Source organism: Ottowia thiooxydans, from assembly GCF_040548795.1.
Classification (GTDB): domain Bacteria; phylum Pseudomonadota; class Gammaproteobacteria; order Burkholderiales; family Burkholderiaceae_C; genus Ottowia; species Ottowia thiooxydans_A.
The window spans coordinates 113152-131810 of record NZ_JBEPSH010000001.1 but is presented as its reverse complement, the minus strand read 5'-3'; the positions used below and the strand labels follow the sequence as shown (position 1 = coordinate 131810).

At 59.0% G+C, this 18659-nt stretch carries 22 protein-coding genes; 5 read left to right on the top strand and 17 right to left on the bottom strand.

Annotated elements, in window-relative coordinates; translation table 11 throughout:
* Positions 1-4: 4 nt before the first annotated feature.
* The 4 genes from ABIE13_RS00650 to ABIE13_RS00635 all read right to left on the bottom strand — a co-directional run bounded on the left by ABIE13_RS00650 (position 5) and on the right by ABIE13_RS00635 (position 3065).
* On the bottom strand, positions 5-790 hold the full coding sequence (locus ABIE13_RS00650) for a TauD/TfdA dioxygenase family protein (protein WP_354440255.1): 786 nt from the start codon (positions 788-790) through the stop codon (positions 5-7).
* Positions 787-1557: a TauD/TfdA dioxygenase family protein gene (locus tag ABIE13_RS00645; protein ID WP_354440254.1), complete on the bottom strand. Its 771-nt coding sequence runs from the start codon at positions 1555-1557 to the stop codon at positions 787-789. Before ABIE13_RS00645 ends, ABIE13_RS00650 begins: the two co-directional genes overlap by 4 nt.
* 8 nt (positions 1558-1565) lie before the next feature.
* On the bottom strand, positions 1566-1916 hold the full coding sequence (locus ABIE13_RS00640) for a RidA family protein (RefSeq protein WP_354440252.1): 351 nt from the start codon (positions 1914-1916) through the stop codon (positions 1566-1568).
* Positions 1917-2051: 135 nt separating this feature from the next.
* Positions 2052-3065: a Bug family tripartite tricarboxylate transporter substrate binding protein gene (locus ABIE13_RS00635; protein ID WP_354440251.1), complete on the bottom strand. Its 1014-nt coding sequence runs from the start codon at positions 3063-3065 to the stop codon at positions 2052-2054.
* A gap of 145 nt (positions 3066-3210) precedes the next feature.
* Between ABIE13_RS00635 and ABIE13_RS00630 the strand changes: the two genes are divergently transcribed.
* Positions 3211-3879 (top strand): helix-turn-helix domain-containing protein, encoded by a 669-nt coding sequence (locus ABIE13_RS00630; RefSeq protein ID WP_354440250.1) that lies wholly within the window; start codon positions 3211-3213, stop codon positions 3877-3879.
* Between the two features lie 172 nt (positions 3880-4051).
* Here the strand turns inward: ABIE13_RS00630 and ABIE13_RS00625 are convergent, their stop codons facing one another.
* Positions 4052-4840 (bottom strand): AraC family transcriptional regulator, encoded by a 789-nt coding sequence (locus ABIE13_RS00625; RefSeq protein ID WP_354440248.1) that lies wholly within the window; start codon positions 4838-4840, stop codon positions 4052-4054.
* A 92-nt stretch (positions 4841-4932) separates the two neighbouring features.
* Here ABIE13_RS00625 and ABIE13_RS00620 point away from each other — a divergent pair, with 92 nt between their 5' ends.
* From ABIE13_RS00620 to ABIE13_RS00610, 3 genes are read left to right on the top strand one after another with little or no spacing between them, the layout of a single operon-like run.
* Positions 4933-5187 carry a hypothetical protein gene (locus tag ABIE13_RS00620; protein WP_354440246.1) on the top strand — a complete coding sequence of 85 codons (255 nt, stop codon included), beginning with the start codon at positions 4933-4935 and terminating at the stop codon, positions 5185-5187.
* Positions 5184-5384, top strand: coding sequence for a hypothetical protein (locus ABIE13_RS00615; RefSeq protein ID WP_354440245.1), 201 nt, complete (start codon positions 5184-5186; stop codon positions 5382-5384). The genes ABIE13_RS00620 and ABIE13_RS00615 overlap by 4 nt, the downstream gene beginning before the upstream one ends.
* 2 nt (positions 5385-5386) lie before the next feature.
* Positions 5387-5773: a hypothetical protein gene (locus ABIE13_RS00610; protein WP_354440243.1), complete on the top strand. Its 387-nt coding sequence runs from the start codon at positions 5387-5389 to the stop codon at positions 5771-5773.
* A gap of 29 nt (positions 5774-5802) precedes the next feature.
* Here ABIE13_RS00610 and ABIE13_RS00605 read toward each other — a convergent pair whose 3' ends face one another.
* A complete protein-coding gene (locus ABIE13_RS00605) occupies positions 5803-6555 on the bottom strand; it encodes an SDR family oxidoreductase (RefSeq protein ID WP_354440241.1) in 753 nt (250 codons plus the stop codon).
* 124 nt (positions 6556-6679) lie between these two features.
* Between ABIE13_RS00605 and ABIE13_RS00600 the strand changes: the two genes are divergently transcribed.
* The gene (locus tag ABIE13_RS00600; RefSeq protein WP_354440240.1) at positions 6680-7597 is read left to right on the top strand and encodes a LysR family transcriptional regulator; all 918 of its coding nucleotides are present in this window, start codon (positions 6680-6682) and stop codon (positions 7595-7597) included.
* Positions 7598-7889: 292 nt separating this feature from the next.
* Here the strand turns inward: ABIE13_RS00600 and ABIE13_RS00595 are convergent, their stop codons facing one another.
* The 11 genes from ABIE13_RS00595 to ABIE13_RS00545 all read right to left on the bottom strand — a co-directional run bounded on the left by ABIE13_RS00595 (position 7890) and on the right by ABIE13_RS00545 (position 18546).
* Positions 7890-8951, bottom strand: coding sequence for an amidohydrolase family protein (locus ABIE13_RS00595; RefSeq protein ID WP_354440239.1), 1062 nt, complete (start codon positions 8949-8951; stop codon positions 7890-7892).
* 6 nt (positions 8952-8957) lie between these two features.
* Entirely contained in the window at positions 8958-10112 is a 1155-nt protein-coding gene (locus tag ABIE13_RS00590; RefSeq protein ID WP_354440238.1) for an NADH:flavin oxidoreductase/NADH oxidase, read from the bottom strand.
* 17 nt (positions 10113-10129) lie between these two features.
* Positions 10130-11266: a zinc-binding dehydrogenase gene (locus ABIE13_RS00585; RefSeq protein ID WP_354440237.1), complete on the bottom strand. Its 1137-nt coding sequence runs from the start codon at positions 11264-11266 to the stop codon at positions 10130-10132.
* Between the two features lie 55 nt (positions 11267-11321).
* On the bottom strand, positions 11322-12398 hold the full coding sequence (locus ABIE13_RS00580) for an SDR family oxidoreductase (protein ID WP_354440236.1): 1077 nt from the start codon (positions 12396-12398) through the stop codon (positions 11322-11324).
* A gap of 56 nt (positions 12399-12454) precedes the next feature.
* Positions 12455-13165 carry an ABC transporter ATP-binding protein gene (locus tag ABIE13_RS00575; RefSeq protein ID WP_354440234.1) on the bottom strand — a complete coding sequence of 237 codons (711 nt, stop codon included), beginning with the start codon at positions 13163-13165 and terminating at the stop codon, positions 12455-12457.
* Positions 13152-13928, bottom strand: coding sequence for an ABC transporter ATP-binding protein (locus ABIE13_RS00570; protein WP_354440232.1), 777 nt, complete (start codon positions 13926-13928; stop codon positions 13152-13154). The genes ABIE13_RS00575 and ABIE13_RS00570 overlap by 14 nt, the downstream gene beginning before the upstream one ends.
* Complete coding sequence (locus ABIE13_RS00565) at positions 13925-14908, bottom strand: branched-chain amino acid ABC transporter permease (RefSeq protein ID WP_354440230.1); 984 nt, start codon at positions 14906-14908, stop codon at positions 13925-13927. Before ABIE13_RS00565 ends, ABIE13_RS00570 begins: the two co-directional genes overlap by 4 nt.
* Complete coding sequence (locus tag ABIE13_RS00560) at positions 14905-15768, bottom strand: branched-chain amino acid ABC transporter permease (protein WP_354440228.1); 864 nt, start codon at positions 15766-15768, stop codon at positions 14905-14907. The genes ABIE13_RS00565 and ABIE13_RS00560 overlap by 4 nt, the downstream gene beginning before the upstream one ends.
* Positions 15769-15789: 21 nt before the next feature.
* The gene (locus tag ABIE13_RS00555; RefSeq protein ID WP_354440227.1) at positions 15790-16941 is read right to left on the bottom strand and encodes an ABC transporter substrate-binding protein; all 1152 of its coding nucleotides are present in this window, start codon (positions 16939-16941) and stop codon (positions 15790-15792) included.
* 307 nt (positions 16942-17248) lie between these two features.
* A complete protein-coding gene (locus ABIE13_RS00550; protein WP_354440226.1) occupies positions 17249-18241 on the bottom strand; it encodes a fumarylacetoacetate hydrolase family protein in 993 nt (330 codons plus the stop codon).
* Positions 18238-18546 (bottom strand): sarcosine oxidase subunit gamma family protein, encoded by a 309-nt coding sequence (locus ABIE13_RS00545; RefSeq protein ID WP_354440224.1) that lies wholly within the window; start codon positions 18544-18546, stop codon positions 18238-18240. The genes ABIE13_RS00550 and ABIE13_RS00545 overlap by 4 nt, the downstream gene beginning before the upstream one ends.
* Positions 18547-18659: the final 113 nt, after the last annotated feature.

The following is an 18659-nucleotide window of genomic DNA, read 5'->3' as shown; positions in this document are numbered from 1 at the left end:
GCAGTCAGATCTGTGCGTCGAAGACGCGGACCTGAACTTCGTGGATAACTCGGCGCCCTGCAACTTCGAATCCACAGGTGCGGTGCATCAGCGGCAGGTTGTGCCAGGCGATCACGTCGTTTGGCTGCCACGCGTGCCGATACACATTCTCCGGCCGAGTTGCGTGGCGCATCAGCTCGCTGAGCAAAACATCACTGGTTTCGCGTTCCATACCAACTACCTGCGCGGCGTGGTAGCCCAATAACAGGTGCGAAGGTGATGCATCTCGGACCAGGGGCAAGGTACCTTTGCGCGACGGGTCGTCAGGGTGTGCAGTCGTGTGCCTTACCGAGGTGAAATCGTGCTCGACCTCCAGTGCACGCAAGCGATGTTGGACCTCGGGCGTTAGCTCTGACCATGCACGCCGATTGGATACCAATTCGAACTCTCCGCCATGTGATGGAAACTCCCGGATCGACATCAGGGTCAGTTCGCAGGGACGGCCATCGTACAAGTTGCCGACATGGTGCCAGCGCCCCTGGCCGGACGAGCCGGTAGGCCCCTCAACCACGAAGCGCTTGATCTCGCTGCAACCTTCGCCAAGCATCCCTCCGACCAGACCCAGCTGCTCATCATCCAATGGTGCGTCTCGTAAGATCACAAGGTCGTGATCCATCAGTAGCCGGCGTAGTGTGGTCGCCAGATCCACGGTGTCGCGCCGCATCATCCGAACGTCCACGCTGCGCGGGATGAGAGCACTTAATGCATCACTGGCTGGACCTTGGCGTTCGGCCGCAGGATGGAGGGTCATGACTTAATCTCCCGAACAACAACTTCGTGAATGACACGCAGCGATTGGCTGCTCCATGGATGGCCGCGATGCGCAACTGCTTTGAGATCCCAGATCAGCAGGTCATGAGGTCGCGCTTCGTGCAGTTGGCGCAGTCCAGGGGTCCTCGCGAGGGCGAGAATTCGCACAAGCGGCTGCGCGAGTGTGCCTTCAGCAATAACGCTTCCGTCCGCGAGTTCAACGGCATGCCCACCCAAATAAAGCGCCTCCTGCACACCCTCTGGAGTGATGCGTTGCGTCACCATCGGATGCCACGCAGGCTCGGCGATGGGCGGTATGCCCGCATGCGCAACGGGAGAAAAATCATGGCGCACCTGCTGCTGTCGTGCCCATTGCTTGTCGGCTTCTGAGAGCAATTCGAACCAAGCTACCGAGTCGAACAACTCGGTTGAGCCTCCGTGCTCAGGAACCGCTGGCGTGTAGTACAGCAACCAATCGTCCAGCGAACCGTTGCAGTTGCTGTGATGGTGCCAGAGCGAAGGCTGTGGTTTTACCGACGGTCCTATCGTGCTGTACTTGATGACGCGCTCTTCAATGGCGCCGAACTGTCGGCCTAGCGCCATGAGCGCCGTGTCGGTGAATCGTTGATCACGAACTACGACAAAACCATGCCGGAGTACGGCTGAGTGCAGATTCCGGTACACATCTAGTGCATCGTCTTCACCACCGAGCTCGTCAAGTCGACCGGGATCAAGAGTGGCGCCGAATTGGCGCCCGAGAAAAGGCATAACCTGGCCTATTTCTTCACTGCAACCAACATGATCTCGACCAGCATCCGCGGATTGCCGAGTTTCGCTTCTACAGTCGCGCGGGCAGGTAGATGCTCAGGGTCAGCCCACGCGAGCCAAGCCTCGTTCATTTCGTCGCGAGTGCGTATGTCGGCCAACCATATGTTGACAGTGAGGATGCGTGACTTATCTGAGCCGACGCTGGCCAACATGCGATCAATGCTCGCCAGGATTTGTTGGGTCTGACCCCGCACATCCTGGCTAAGGTCGTCTGCGACCTGACCGGCGAGGTAGATTCGTCCGTCATGCTCGACAATATTGCTCAGGACTTTAGAGGACGAATGGCGCGTGATGGTCATACACATACCTTCAATGACGAGATAGAAAGATTAGAGAGTGACTCTTTTCTTTGTCGACTGGACTCAAGAAAACTCCACTCTGCATTGGAAATGCGGCAGATCGCAGTTAGCAGGGCAAGCGTGAAAACGCACTCTCTAATTCACTCCGGCTCCGGTTTCCTTGACGATCTTCGCCCAGTGCGCCGATTCGGTACGAATGCGGGAGGCGAACTCCTCGGGAGTCAAAGCCATCGGCTCGGAAGCTTGGCCTTCAACCAAGGTCCGCATCTCGGGCGTTTTCATGATTTTTTCGATCTCGGTATAGAGTCGCTTGACAATGGGTGCAGGTGTCCCGGCAGGTGCAAAAATGCCAACCCATGAGTTGATGTTCTCCATACCCTTGACGCCCTGCTCTGCGAACGTTGGTATGTTGGGCAGCACCGGGCTGCGTTTGGCTGACGTCAGCCCAATAGCGCGCAGTGTGCCCTCCTTCAAATAACCGAAGGTACTGGGGCCGCCCGCGCAGTAAAGATGTACACGCCCGGCCAGCAGGTCAGCAGTAGCGACGGATCCGCCCTTATAGGGTACGTGCACGATGTCAACGCCGGCTTGTCGCTTGAACCATTCGCCACACAGGTGCGGCGTGGTGCCATTGCCAGACGAGACGAAGTTCAAGGTTCCCGGGTTGGTCTTGGCGAGTTGGATGAACTCCTGTGCCGTCTTGGCTGGAACGGAGGGCGGTACCACCAACATATAGGGCACCAGTGCGAACAACGATATTGGTTGCAGATCCTTCTGGGGATCGAACGGCATCTTCGAGCCGTAGACGCTGGGCGCAATGGTGATGGTCCCGTTGGCCGCGAGCAAAAGCGTGTAGCCGTCTGGAGCTGCTTTGGAGACTTGGTCTGCACCCAAAGTGCCACCGGCGCCTGGACGGTTCTCGACCACGACGCTCTGGCCGAGGGCTCGCCCCAATTTTTCGGCCATGGCGCGCCCGAACACATCGCTACTGGTTTGGCCCGGCGGGAAAGGGATGATCAGCTTGATGATCCGTTTGGGCCAATCATCCGCAGCATGCGCGTTGCCAATGGCACCAAACCCCAGCGCGAGAGCGGATGTCGCCGTAAGCAAGATGCGACGCCAAGTGACGTTGAACGAGATAACTTTCATGTCGAATGACCTTTCAGTGATGCTCAAGCCGAAATGGCGTAATTCAACGCTTGCCATAAGCTGCATTGAAATTTTCTCTAAATTTCGCGAATAAATTATTCTTTCATTGAAATTGATGTACCCATGATAGGGAAAACGAGGATAAATGTTTAATTACAATGAAACACCTTCTCGTTGCCTTATGGGGCCGCCCGAAAGAACAACCTTGCTTAACTCCACTACGACAACCTCCCAAGAAGAAAGCACCTTCGATGCATTAGGTGACTTGGGTCCGAGACTGCGTGAACTACGCAACGAGAAAAAGATGACCTTGGCTGAGTTATCGCTTCGTAGCCAGGTGTCCATCGGGATGCTCAGTCACATCGAGCGTGGGCAAACTTCACCATCATTGAAAACGCTAGAACGCTTGCGATTAGCGCTGGAGGTTCCTCTGGCCCGCTTCTTCGAGCGTGAAGACTCCGCTCTACGTGACGACGGCACGGTCGTACGGGCCAACGCGCGCTCGCGGTTACCGTTCAAGAAGCTAGGTTTGACCAAGGAGCGCCTGTCTCCGCCTGGGCATTCAGATCTCGATCTCTTGATGCTGGTGATAGAACCCGGAGGCGGCTCAGGGAACGAGCCCTGGACGCGCAGAGGCGAGAAGGCAGGCTTGGTGCTGGAAGGAACATTCGAGTTGTATGTGGGAGATGCCCGCCACGTGCTCCAAGAAGGTGACAGCTTTCAGTTCGATGGCAGCCAGCCTCACACTTTTCGCAACCCAACTGAATCACCCGCGCGCGTACTCTGGATTATTAAGTCAGACGAAGCTGGTTGATCAATTCCTGGAGCAGCCTCCGCATGTCGATCTCGAAACTGCTCCGCACCGCAGCGAGCAACGGATCGCAAAGCGATCAGGCGGAGATTTGTGTTTGAGGAAGCTTCCGATTACCACAGGGTCATAGGCCTGTTGATAGCGAGTTAGCTGCGCCCCTGATCCGGACACAAAATCACAGACGTGCGCGGTAGGCGGCCGGCGTGTCTCCAAAGGTACGCCGGAACAGCCCGATGAAAGCGCTCGGTGTCGAGTAGCCCAGGTCAAGTGCGATGGCAGTGACCGACATACCCGCCGCAAGCATCTCCAGGGACCGCATCATGCGCGCGCGCTGCCGCCATGCAGTGAAGTTGAACCCGGTCTCGGTCACGAACCGCCGGCTCAGCGTGCGCGAACTAACGGCTCCCCACGCAGCCCAATGCTCCAGGTCCCCGTCGTCGGCAGGATCGGCAATCAGCGCCCGAGCGACGCGTTGCAAACGCGGATCGCGCGGTAGCGGTAGTCCGAAGGGCTCGACGGGGAGGCTGCGGATCTCGTCGAGGATCACCGCTGCGACGTGGGCCTGGGACTCGGTCAAAGGCAGAGCTGAGACGGATTCCCAGGCGCATGCACGCAGTACCGCCTCGCGCAGCAGGCCGGAGGTGCGGAGGGTGCAGGGATGCTGCGGCAGCTTCGCGCAAGCGAGCTCGGCGACGTAGACGCTCCAGCCATGAAACGGCCCGTGCGAACGGCCCGAATGGGGCGTGTGAGGCGGCAGCCATACGGCGTGGATCGCCGGGACAATCCAGACGCCGTCATCGACCCCCACTGAAAGTAGTCCGCGTAGCGACCCGAACAGCTGCCCACGTGCGTGCTGGTGTGGGGTAGATGCCAGCTCACTGTCGTGCCGCCCCTCGGCTGCGACCAGAACAGGCCCCTCAGCCATGTTGAGGAAGTCACGCAAGTCAAGGATCGGATCGGACATGGCGGCTACAAGCTATTGAATGGCCGATAAATTCTACAGCCGCCACAAAGATGCGCCTTAAGCTGGAATTCTTCCAAGCAAGAGAGCCACCCATGCGCGCCCAGGACATCCTTCCAGACCACGCCGACGAGATGCAGATCAACGGGCTGACCGTCCGCAAAGGATCGGTCGGCGCATTCCTCGTCAACGCGAGAGCACTCAGTGACCCGGCCGTTACCGGAGCGGCACGCGAGGCCTTTCTGAGCGACATCGAGGCGGCGCTGCCTGCACTGCGTGCCTTGGGCTTGTTCGATGTACTGGAGATCCGTGATCCGCAGCTGCGGGCCTTCGTGGAGGAGCGGTCATGACGGACCAACCCAACGTGGGCACTCTGTACGCACTCCCCACCGAAGTGATCCAGAGAGCCGTGTTGGATCAGTTGGTCGACTCCCGTGTGGACTACCTCAAGGTCGCCACCTTCTTTTTGCCTGGCCGCCCCACAAATCAATTCACATTACGACCGTTCGGTCTGGCACGACTTCTACTGAACAATGAAAAGGACTGAGGATGCAACTCGATACCACGCGATTCCCCCTGGTGTTTCTGAGGGAGCACGATCATGAGCAATCACATGACGAGGCCGAAGCACAGATCGCAGCCCTGCTCGACCGCGGAGAGCGCTTCGTTCTTTTGACCGATCACCTGCCTGGCGACGACCATAGACATAACGACAGCCACGAGGACCGCAAACAGCGGGCGCTGTTCTTCAAGCGCAACAAGCAGAGGCTCAAGGACTTGTGTGCGGGCCTGGTGATCATCACGGGTGACCGTTCGATACCCGCTGCGGCCAAGTTGGCGTTACAAACGCTTGGCAAGGTGCTTGGGCTCGGGTTCGTGATTGTTCGCGACACGCACGATGCGACGGAACAAGCCAGCAAACTCCTCGGACATTGAGTCCGCTGACCGCCACACACCTGCAGCGCTTAGCGATTGAGCAGGCGACCGCCGTCGACAACGATTTCCGTGCCAAGCGACCAGCGGGATTCATCAGAGGCCAGGTACAGCACGGCCTTGGCTACCTCTTCAGGCGTGCCGAAGCGGCCCAGCGGGATGGTGGCCGCAATGTCCTTGTTCAGTTGTTCGCGGTGGGCCTCAGGAATGCCCAGCTTGTCGTACAGCGGCGTGTCGACAGGCCCCGGGCTGACCGCATTGACGCGAACACCGCGTCCGAGCAGCTCGGTCGACAGCGTCTTCGACATGTTCAGGACCGCTGCCTTGGTGGCTGCGTAAACAGAGGAGCGGTCTGCACCCACGTGCGCGCTGATGGACGTGTTCAGCACGACCGATGCGGAGGGGGCGAACACTGGCAGCAGCGATTGGATCAGGAAGTACGGGCCTTTGACGTTGACATCGAATGAACGGTCGAACATCTCTTCCGTCCAGTCTTCGAGCGGCAGCCAGACGGAGATGCCCGCGTTGAGGAAGGCCACGTCCAACTGGCCGTAGTGGTTCTTGACGGTTTGTGCCAGGTCCTTCTGCGCGGCCACGCTGGCCGAGTCGGCGCGCAGAACCAGCACCTCAGGTCCGAGTTCGGCCTGGGCCTTGGCAATGGAATCCGGCTTGACGCCAGTGACGATGACGCGGGCGCCTTCGGCCAGAAACTGCTTGGCAGTTTCCAGGCCAATGCCGCTGGTGCCGCCAGTGATGAGGGTGCGTTTGCCTTGCAAGCGTGACATGACTTTCTCCTGTAGACGGCCACCCACCGTGGCCGATGAGGATAATGTGCATCCATGCCGAAATTTATATAAGATGGAAATATTGAATACCATCCATGCATTTCAGGCATGAATTGGAGGGAGCTTGGACCGATTTCTGCTGATGACCTGCTTCGCGCGTGCCGTGGAGACGGGGAGCTTCACGGCCGCAGCTCGTGACCTGGGCCTGGGGCAGCCGAACGTGAGCCGCTACGTCGCGGCACTGGAGGAGCACCTCCAGACCCGGCTCCTGCACCGTTCCACACGGAAGCTTGCCCTCACGCCTGAGGGGCAGCGCTACTATGCGGAGGTCCGACGGATTCTTGATGCTGTGGACGAGTCCGAATCGTCCTTCAGGACCAACGTCGATCCGTCAGGCCTCTTGCGGGTAGCTTGCCCCACCGCGATGGCCCATGCTTTCGTGTTGCCGCACGTTCCGACTTTTCTTGAGCGCTATCCGAAGTTGACCCTTGATCTGCAGATCAATGACCGCTTTGTCAACCTCGTAGATGAGGGGACGGAGCTGGCGATTCGCATCGGACAACTGGAGGACAGTGCGCTGCGCGCCAGACGCATCGGGGCTTACGAGCGGGTGTTCGTTGCGAGTGCAAGCTACCTGGCGCAGCGCGGCGTGCCGCAAACGCCTGACGACCTCCGAGACCACGACTGCGTCATCTACACGCTGCTGTCGTCAGGTGCTACCTGGCGCTTTCGCGAGACCGATGTGCCCGTTTCCGGCAGGCTCAGAGTGAACTCACCTGAAGCGGTCAGCGCGGCGGTCATTGCAGGCTTGGGAATCGGCCACGGTCCGGCATGGCTCTTCGACGAAGGGTTGAGGAGTGGGCGCCTGAAGTTCATCTTGACGAGCTACTCCGCGCCGGCCGTTCCTGTCCAGATCGTCTACGTCGCTAATCGACTTTTGCCGACGCGTGCAACCGTGTTTATGGATTTCATTGCTGACGTGTTCGCCCGGATTCCTGCCCTTGGCGGCACCGTCAAGCCAGTCATCGCCGGTCAGCAATGACCGCCACTCACGGATAGGGTTTGCCTCAATCGCGCGGCCCGCGCTGATGCTGCGTTCGATGTCGCTAAGTTTTCACCCCACACGCTCCAGGGCCAGCTTGACGGCGGCACTGGCCCGATGCCGAACATTCCCGGCTCCACCACAGCCAAGCCTACCGGTGCGCTGGCTGATGTTCCGAGATTTCGTGAACGAACTGCTTTGAGTACCTGGGCCTACGCCTAGTCGGACGCTTCGCGAGAAATGGCGCGGCAGGTTGCTCATCCCGTGCTGGCTGCGAGCGTGTTCGGCGCTGTCAAGACAAGCGATAGATGCGCCGCGCTGTACCGCTGAAAAGCTGCTCCCGCTCGCGGGAAGACAGTGTGCCCGTCGCGCGCTTGTAGGTGTTCCAAAGCGCACGGTAGCTGCAAGATTGGCTATCGACCGGGAAATTGCTCTCGAACATACAGCGGTCCGCCCCGAAACGGTCAATGCAATCCATGATCAAGGGCTGCCAGACAGGCAAAAGCTCTTCCGAGCTGGCTGGACTTGCACCGTGTTCAAACCCAAAGCCGAACACCGCCATGCCCAGCCCGCCAATCTTCACCACGACGTTGTCCAGCGCTGCCAGGGCATCCAGACCGGCCCGCCATTCTGCGAGTACCTCAGCCCGGCGATCGCGAAACTGCTCCACGCCTATCAAGCCACCCACATGGTTCAGCACCACCGTCGTTTCGGGAAAGGCCTTTGCAAGTTCTGCCAAATCCTTGAGTTGGTGATGAAACAGCCAACTCTCCAGGTGCAGCCCTCGCGGCGCTAGCTGAGCCACCCCGCGGCGAAATTGCGGGTCAACCAGACGATCTGGCGGGGATTTGTGTTTGATGAAGCTGCCGATGGGACCTGGGTCGTAGGCCAATTGATAACGAATGCCACGCAGCCTGCCGCGTCCGGCGATAAGTTCTTCATCAAGCACGGCACCCACCGCCTCGCCCAACATCAGATCGGCATGCCCCACCATGGCGGCGGCAATCTGGCATGGGCCATAAGTGCCACTGGCTCCGATGGCGCCCAGGCCTGCTGCAAACTCAATCTCCCCGACGGGCCGCATTTGCTCCGGGCCGCCTTGGCGCCACATGGAGTAGTAAGCTTCTACATAGACCGTATGGGTTATGCGGTGCCCCTGACCAATATCTGCCAGCAGATCGGGCAACATGTACCGGCTTCCCCTGGCAGGATCTTCGTACAGGTGGTGATGCGGATCCACGATGGGAAGATCAGGCTCCAGCACAGGCTCTGGCTCCGCCAGCTTGTGCCAGGCCAGGAGCTCAGAAGTGGATTTGGGCTGGTTGCCCGCGAAAGCGTGTGGAGATGCAGCCATAGCGGGTTACCTCATGGCATTGATGATTTTCTGACGACCATTGAGCCACCAGCCATACTGCTCCGGCCAGTTGTGAAACGGCGCTGCAGGGTCGTTGTGACCCAAGCTAGCCTCCGCGTGCAATGGCCAGTTTGGATTGACCAGCGCCTGCCGACCTATGGCGATCAGGTCCGCTCTCCCTTCGGCAATGACAGAGTTAGCGAGATCCGGCTCGGTAATCAAGCCCACCGCCATGGAAGCGACCCCTGCCTCACGGCGAATGCGCTCCGCATAGGGCACCTGAAATCCATACCCACGCGGCCCCCCTCCTCCCGCTGTAGAGGCCGAGTGCCCTCCGATGCCACCAGATGAGCAGTCAATCACATCGACACCCACTTTCCCCAGTTCGCGGGCAAACGCCAGGGTCTCGTCGAAAGTCCGACCAGCATCAACGCCATCCAATGCAGACACTCGAGTAAACAATGGCCGTTCGGCGGGCCACGCTTTGCGCGCGGCGGCCACAACTTGCAGGGGAAATCGGTGGCGCCCCGCAAAGTCGCCACCAAAGGCATCTTCACGGTGGTTGGTGCTGGGCGACATGAAGCTGTGCAGCAGGAAGCCATGCGCCAAATGCAGTTCCACCACATCAAACCCGGCAACGTGGGCTCGCTGCACGGCGTCCACGAATTGCTGGGTGACTGTGGCCATGTCTTGCTCATCCAGCGCAGAGGGCGTGTCGTAGTCCGGCCCGAATGCAATGGCGCTGGGAGACACCAGAGGCCAGCGGGTTTCCCCACGTTGCTGAAGATCCTCCTCACCCAAGGGACCATTGCCGTGCCAGGGCCTTTGCCGGGCAGCCTTGCGGCCGGCATGGCACAGCTGGATACCCACCGCGCCACCTTGGGCCTTTACCAAAGAAGCGATTCGTGCCAGTGGCTCAATCTGCGCGTCGTCCCAAAGCCCGAGATCTCCGTGGCTGATGCGGCCTTCCGGTGCGGTCGCCGTCGCTTCCAGCATGACCAGCCCGGCTCCACCAAAACCGAATCGGCCGTAATGAGCTACATGGAAATCGTTGGCCACGCCCTCCTTGGCAGAATAGGTGCACATCGGAGAAATGGCGATACGGTTTCGCAGCGTCAGTTCACGCAGGCGAAGCGGTGAAAACAAATGTGTCATGACCATGCCGTCAAGCACCTCCATCAGACACTGCCATGCGGCAGAAGGATCTGGCGCACAACTTCGCCGCGGTCGAGCAGATCAAGGCTGACGTTCAGTCGGTCAAAGTCAATAGATTCGCTCTTGAGGCGATCGACAGGCAGGCGCCCCTGCCGGTACATCTCGATGTAGGAGGGAATGTCTCGCTCGGGTACGCAACTGCCCATGAAGGAGCCGCGGAAGGATTTTTCTTCTGTGACCAAGCCGGCGTGCGCGTACTGGAACTGGGCATCCGTCGCTCCCAGACCCACACAGATGATCTCGCCGCCTCGGCGTGTGATGGCGTTGGCCATGGTCATGGCCGGAAAGCTTCCCGACATCTCGAAGGCAATGTCTACGCCGCCGTTGGTAATGGAACGCACGTGCTCTACCGCCTTGGGGTCACGCGCATTGACCACATCTGTCGCACCCAGTTCACGAGCCAGCGCAAACTTGCCTTCGTTGATGTCGACGCCGATGATCTGAGAGGCTCCGGCCACCTTGGCGGCCATCAGGCCGTTCAGGCCAATGCCTCCCAGGCCAAAGATCGCGACGCTCGAACCTGGCGCCACTTTGGCCGTGTTGAACACCGAGCCCGCTCCGGTCACTACGGCGCAACCGAACATGGCTGCCACATCCAGCGGCACATCATCAGGAATACGCACCAGCGACTTGGGAGAGGTGATGGCGTATTGAGCAAAAGCTGAGATGCCACTGTAGTGATAGATAGGCTCGCCTCTCAGGCTAAGCTTGCAAGCGCCATTGGCCAGCAAGCCCTGGGTGCGCGGCAAGGTCACACTCTGGCAAAGCGCTGGGCGCAGCGTAAAGCAAGTACGGCAATGCCCGCACCCTGACACCACTGTCATGACGACATGATCGCCCGGCTTCAAGTCAGTGACGCCGGCGCCAACCTCACGAACGATGCCGGCACCCTCATGGCCACCGACCACGGGCAGCTTGCGCTTGCGCAAGCCTGCAACCTGGGAAAGGTCTGAATGACAGAGGCCGGCCGCACGGACTTCAACCAAGACCTCCCCGGGGCCCGGCCCTTCCAAGTCCACCTCTTCAATATGAAATGGGTGAGAGTCGGCATAGGGCGCGGGCAACCCTTGTTCATACATTACCGCAGCCTTCATTCGCATGGTGTTCCTTCGTAGACTTGATTCGTTGGGAAAGACTGAAAATAGTGTTGGAGACTTAAGCCAGAATGCGTTCGTTCCGATAGTGGGTAAGTTGGTCGATGACCATGTCTTCGGTGTCCACCATTCTGTGAAACCCTGCCTTGCGGATCTTGGTGGTGGACGAGATGATGTCGAAGTCGCAGCCCAGCAGAAAATCGGCGAAACCCCAGGAAGCCACATCGTCAAGGGAGCGCGCCTGCAGCCCTTCCTTTTTTACTATTTCGTCCCAGACGGGGCCTTTGTCTGCCATCCATTGCACCAAAGGAAAGTACCTGACGGTACCCATCTTCATGCCGTAATGCTCAGCGATGCGAGGCCAGATGCTCTCCCAGCGGAACAGATCGCCATTGACGACGTTGAACGCCTGATTCTCGGCTGCCGGGGTCTGGCACATCCAGAAGATGGACTCTGCCACCTGCTCCGCATCTGACAGCTCCATCAAACTCTTGAAGGCCCCGGGCTTGCCCGGAAAATCCAGCGGCAAGCCAAGATGCCTGGAGATAAGAGCGTAGACGCCCAGGGTGGAAACCAGGTTGGGGCCGCTACCCACGTTCTTGCCGTTGATGGCCGCCGGCCGGCTGGTCGACCATGTCCATGGGCCGCAGGCTGACTCGAGGAACTTCTGCTGATCAAAATAGAAGTTGGGCGGCATGTGCCCGGGGGCCGATTCCCGCGCAGGCGTCGGGTAAGGGCCCATGTGAAACCCATACCACTTGGATCCCTGGATGACATGGACGTGCTTGAGCGAAGGACCTTCACACGCAGCCACCACGTTACGAAGCATGGTGATGTTGGGCTCCACGTTTTCAACGCCTACCTTGGCACCTGGTGCCATGGTGGTGTAGAGCTTGTGCTTGGCACGGGCGGCGAAAACCAGATGCGTGACCTTCACGTCCTTCAGTGCACGTTTGCAGGCTTCGGCATCCATCATGTCTGCTGCAATATGCAGCACCGAAGGAGGCAAGCTCGCAGGTGGAGTGCGGGACAGGCCAATCGCCTTCCAACCCTTCGCTTTGCGGACGATTTCAATCAGATTTTGAGCCGCAACGCCCGTCGCGCCCGCTACCAGCATGGTTCCACCTTCTATTGGCATGTCATCTCCGTTTTAGTTTTTAAACCCAGCCACCGTCACACCTTAAGGCGCAAGTTTTATCCGCCCAGATAGATTTTTTGCACGGCTTCATTTCCAAGAAGTTCGGCGCTGGTGCCGCGCAGTGATACCTCACCGTTTTCGAGCACCACGCCGCGATCGGAAATACGCAACGCCAGGCGTGCGTTCTGCTCCACCAACACCACGGCAATGCCTTCCGCGTTGATCAGCTTGACCAATCTCGCCACCTCATGAATCATCTTGGGAGCCAGCCCCAGAGTCGGCTCGTCCAGCAGCAAAAGCTTGGGCTTGCTCATGAGTGCCCTGGCAATGGCCACCATCTGCTGCTCGCCACCCGACAGACTCGAAGCCGTCTGCTCTGTGCGGTCCGCCAGTTTCGGAAACATCTCATACATCTGCTCGAGGCGTTGCTTGAACGCCGCGCGGTCGCGTGAGCTGTAGGCCCCCATGCGGATGTTCTCCAGCACCGTCATCTCCGGGAACAGGCGCCGCCCCTCCGGACACAAGGTAATGCCCAAATCCAGGCAGCGCGGAGGAGAAGAACCACGCAGGTCCTTGCCGTTGAATCGTAATTGGCCTCGCTGCGAAGGAACCAGGCCCACAATGGCTTTGAGCAAGGTCGATTTACCGGCACCATTGGCGCCCAGCACCGTGACCACCTCGCCTTCAGAGACCGTAAGGCCTACCCCTCTCAGTGCGGGCACACCGTCATAGGCGACATCCAGTTCGCGTACTTCAAGCAAGCTCATGGTCGCCCCCAAGATAGGCCTCGATCACCGCAGGATCCGCTTGCACAGCTTCCGGCGTTCCCAGCGCAATCCTTCGTCCCTGGTTGATCACCAGAATTCGATCGGACAGGCTCATCACAAGGCGCATGTCGTGCTCTACCAGCAGGATGTCGATGCCCCGCTCATCACGCAGACGTCGAATGAGTGCGCCCATCGCGACCTTCTCAGTTGAGTTCAAACCGGCCGCTGGCTCGTCCATGAGCAGCACGCCAGGCGAAGTCATCAGTGCCATGGCAACGCCCAGCATCTTCTGCTGGCCGTAGGGCAATGCACCGCCAGTCTGGTCAAGTTGGCCTGTGAGTCCTACGAAGGCTGCCACCTGTTGGCTGCTTTCCTCAATCTGTGCCTCATTGCGCGCTCGAGGACCCCAGAAATGCACCCACGGCCCGTAAGACCGCTGCAGCAGCGCGGCTCGGCGGAGGTTCTCCCGAACCGTTTCCAGCTTGAAAGTATGCGCAGCCTGAAAGGTGCGGCCAATGCCTCTTCGGGCGATGACATCAATGCCCTTCCCGGTCACATCAACGCCATCATGCAGCACCTGGCCGTCAGAGGGTTTGTGCACACCCGCCACCAGGTTGAACAAGGTGGTTTTTCCTGCGCCATTGGGGCCAATCAACCCGAAAATCTCTCCGCGTTGTACCGAGAACGACATCTCCGACACTGCGTGCAAACCACCAAAGCGCTTGCTCAGGTTGCGCAGTTCAAGGCGTGGTGGCGTGGTCATGAGCGACCTCCTTCATGTGCGGGCCGGGGCTTAGGAGGCTCGCTGGCAATTGGCGCCTTGCGGGGCGGCCGCGACACGAACTTCTGCACCAGGCCGACAAGACCGTCTCGGAAAAACAGCAGGAAGACAATCAGCACCACGCCGTAGCACAGCAGTTGATATTCCTTGGCTCCTCGCAATAGCTCAGGCAGTGGCACTATCAGCATGGCTCCCAGAAGCGGACCCCACGCAGAAGCTGCGCCGCCAATCACGTTCATCACCACCAGATCTACCGACAGTCCGAAGCCAAATGGTGCGGGTGAGAGAAACCCAATGATGTGTGCGTAAAGGCTCCCGGCCACCCCGGCCATGGCCGCCGTCAGCACGAATACTGCAATGCGCCACGAGAGCGCGTCCACACCAAGCGAACGGCTCAGGGCCTCATCCGCTTCCAGCGATTTCATCAATGCGCCAATGTCCGATCGCAGCACTGCGCGCACCAGCAGGAAAGAGCCCAGCGCAAAGAACAGAGCAACTCCGTAGATCATGGCCGGATCGGTGAGTCTGTAGCCGAATGCCGAGAACTTCGGAATGCCATGCAATCCACCGTTACCGCCAAACAGACCCGTCCATTCCTGAAACACCAGATTGACAATCTGGCCAAAGGCATAGGTCAGCAACACGAAGTGCACCCCTTTGATGCGCAGGAACACCGGCCCCAGCACCGCAGCCAGAATGGCGCAAACAAGCGCGCTGAGCGGCAATGCCAGTGCGGGCGACAGACCCAGTCGCATCGACAGCAGCGCAGAAGCGTAGGCTCCTATACCCATGAACGCCCCATGCGCCATCGACAGTTGGCCGATCTGCAGCATCAGGTTCATGCCCAGAGCCAGTATGCTCATAATTGCAATCATGGTGGACACATGCAGTACATACCGCCCACCAATGACCCAAGGCAGGATAGCCATCACAGCCAGCAAAATAAATGGCAGCCGCTTCATCGCCCACCCCTCGCCCACAGCCCATTGGGCTTGACAATGATGACCGCGAGCACGATCACGAAGGAGGCAATAAGCGCAAGCGTTGTGTTGAACATCGTGGAGAACACGGATTCAGACAAGCCGATCAGCAGACCTCCCAGCACCGCGCCAGGCACGCTGCCCAAGCCGCCAAGAATGACGACCACAAATGCCTTGAGCATGGGCAATTCACCCATGGTCGGAGCTACCGTATACACGGGTGCCATCAACGCTCCTGCCAGCCCTGCCAGTGCAGCGGCGATCGCAAAAGAACGCAGGTATACCGAACCCGCCTCCACACCCATGAGGCTGGCCGTCTCGCGGTCTTGCGCCACCGCCTGCATGGCCAGTCCCATTCGGGTGTGGCGCAGGAAAAGCTGAAAAATCACCAGGGCCACCACGGCGCAGACAGCAACCACAGCACGGTCCAGTGGAATCACGGCCTCGTGAACACGCCAGATGCCCGTCACAGGACGATCGACTGACAGATCGGCAGGCCCGAAAAAGATGAGCGCGAGCGCTTGCAGCGTGATACCCACCGCAAGGGACATGATCATTCCGCCCAGTTCTCGCCCAACAAATGGTCGATACAGCACGCGTTCGACGGTTGCGCCGAACAGGGCAGTAATGACCGTCGCCAGGATCACCGCAGGAAAGTAGCCCAGGCCGAGCTGGCTATTGAGCGCCAGCACTGCGAAGGCTCCGATCATGTAGAACTCGCCGTGAGCGAAGTTGACCATGCGCATGATGCCGAACACCAGCGTAAAGCCCAGCGCCATCAGCGTATAGACCAACCCGGCCATCAGGCCGTTGACGGCCATCTGTTCGATCAACCCGATCATGTGGCTAGCAGGGGGCGCTGATTACTTGGTCTTGCCGATAACCACCGGCTCACCGTTGCGAATAGAGCCGATGTAGTTGATGGTCATCACTTGTGCATCAACGCCATAGGTCGATTTGCCACCGAAGGTCAATTGGTCGCCTTGAATTGACTTCATGGGGAGGGCTTTGGGAAAGGCCGCAATGACTTTGGAGGTGTCATCGACAGTACCTGCCTTCTGCATGGCGTTCAGCAGCACGTTGGCACCGTCGTAGAACGAGACAATGATCTCGTTCGCGTCCTGGCCGCGTGCTTTCTTGTAGGCGGCAGCCAGCCGCTTGTAGCCTTCGTTGGCCGGGTCGGCGTAGAGCATGTTGATGGTGCCCTCAGCCGCTTTGGCGCCCGCGCTGGCGACAATGTCCTTGGGCCCAGCACCGCCTGTCTTGCTGAACAGCTTGTCATAGCCCAATTCACGCGCCTGGCGGATGATGAGACCCGCTGTAGCTGGGGAGGTACCGCCCAGCTCGATCACGTCAGGCTTCATGGCGATGACCTTGGTCATCATGGGTTGAAAGTCTTTCTGGACCCGTTCGAACAACTCGCTGCCCAGCACCTCAAACCCGTTGGCTTTGAACACGCGCGTCGCCAGTTGAGTCTGGTCCCAGCCGGTTTCGTCATTGGGGTTGATGATGGCCACGCGACGGCCCTTGACGTTGTCCTTCATCCAGGCGATGAAAGAGCCAATATAGTCATCTGGTGGGCTGTACAGGCGAATCATGTACTTGGAGCCCTTGTCCAGGGCCTTGCCTGTGTAGGAGGCCGTCAAGGCTACGACCTTGTCGTCCTCTACCTGCTGCTTCAGCGCCATGGTGGCGGCCGAACCCATGATGATCACGTACTTGACCTTGTCCTGGTTCACCAGACGGTTGTAGGCCGCCACGGCGTCCGCCGCTTTGTACTGATCGTCATACGCGACGATCTCGACCTTGTGCTTTTTCCCCGCGACCTCCAGGCCGCCTTTGTCGTTGATTTCCTGGGCAAGAATGCGCGGGCCTTCGGCTGCGGCCAATCCCCAGGGGGCGCCGCCGCCAGTGAGCGCCGCAATCACACCGATCTTGACGGTCTGCGCGGATGCGACGCTGAGAGTCATGGAGGTCGCCAGAAGCGCCAGCGCACGGGGAATGTTCAGGGTCACGAGATGTCTCCTTCTGTTATGGGATCAACGCAAGAATGCGTTTTGGCCTCTTGATCCAGGAAGCAGTCTCGATATCCAGATTGGACGGCGCCCCAGAAGGAATTCAGTTTAGGACCGCCCATCCGGCGGTGTCCATTCTGATTTCCGGGACACGGGGTCTTTGATTCGCGAAGAATGTATACAGGTATACGATCAGACCCAGGTCCTGGGACCAGCCCGGAAGACGGGTTTATCCGAAGCCCTTGGCGTCCATCCTCACCCCGTCATCCCATCTTCCGTCACCCCGGGTGAGGCGGTGAATAGACGCCTAAACAATCCGATTGCGCAGCACACCCAACCCTTGAACTTCGAGTTCAATCACATCGCCCCGACGAAGCCATCGATCCAGCTCAAGGCCGCATCCGCCCGGTACCGTTCCTGAACCGAAAAACTCACCCGGATAAAGCGTCTCGTCCTGGGAAACGTGCGCGATCATGTCTTCAAAGCGATGGGCCATCTCGCCAGAATTTCCACTCGACCACTCTTCGCCGTTCACACGTGCAGTAAGGACCAGGTTGTAGGGATCCGGTAGTTCATCAGCGGTGACCAGCCACGGCCCAATCACGTTGCCGGTGTCAAAGTCTTTGCCCTTACATGGGCCGAGTTGGCCGTCTGACTCGCGGGCCTGGGCGTCTCGGGCACTGATGTCGTTGAATATGGAAAAGCCGAAAATGTGTTGATGAGCGTTCTCGCGCGAAATGTTCTTCCCACCGCGACCGATGAATATGCCAAATTCAAGTTCGTAATCGAGCAGCTTCGAATAGCGGGGCCACTGGATATCCTGTTCATGCCCTATGACCGACATACGGTTGCCCTTGTAATAGATGGGCTGCTCATACCAGACGGGCGCGAGTTTCAATCCACCCGCCGCAACAAATGCTTCCCATTGCTGTTCGGCGTCCGGCATTCCCTGTGTGCGATGCTTGAATCGAGTGGTTCGGCAACCTTGCACATGCCGCTCAAAACTCAAAAAATCTCGCATTTGCGTGGGCCGAGGAACTGGGGCAAGCAGTTTGAGACTCGCCAGCGGCAGCCGCAAAGAACAGTTCCCGGGTAAGGATCCATGCTCCAGTGCCGCCTTGGCCAGATCAAGACCAACTTCATCGGATTCGATGAGCGCAAGCATGGAAGTGAGCGCCTCGGTACCTCGGCCAAGCGCCTCGGCGGAGTCCGCCAGGTCGACCACTTCGCTCAAATCTGATGTAAGGGCACCTACTCGCGCAGCGCCGTTGTCAGGATGAAGATAGGTGACAAGTTTCATGGTCGCTGTAGCGCCTCGGTCAATGAAGATGCATTCAATTCCAGCCATGCATGCATGGATTCCCCAAGGCTGCGTTCGACATGCACGTCATAGGTGAAGTCTGCAGTTCGGTGAATGAGTACCGCAAACGGCCCTAGTCGAGTCTGTGCGAACTGATTGACTGCAAACCGGTCAGGTCGCAAGTCCACGCCGCAGCCGGAGGCCAGCAGTTCCCTGGCACGATCGCCTTCAAGTCGCAAGACAAGCTGCGCGCTGGATACATCAATGACGAAAACATCCGATCCGGCGGAAGGTTGAATGCTCATGGCTTCAGATCCTTCGGGCAAGAAAAGCTGCTCACCGGGGGCCAGAGCAAAGCGCGTCCCAGCATCGGTCCGGGCAGCGAAGTGGCGATCGCCCTCCAGGAAGACACTTCGCT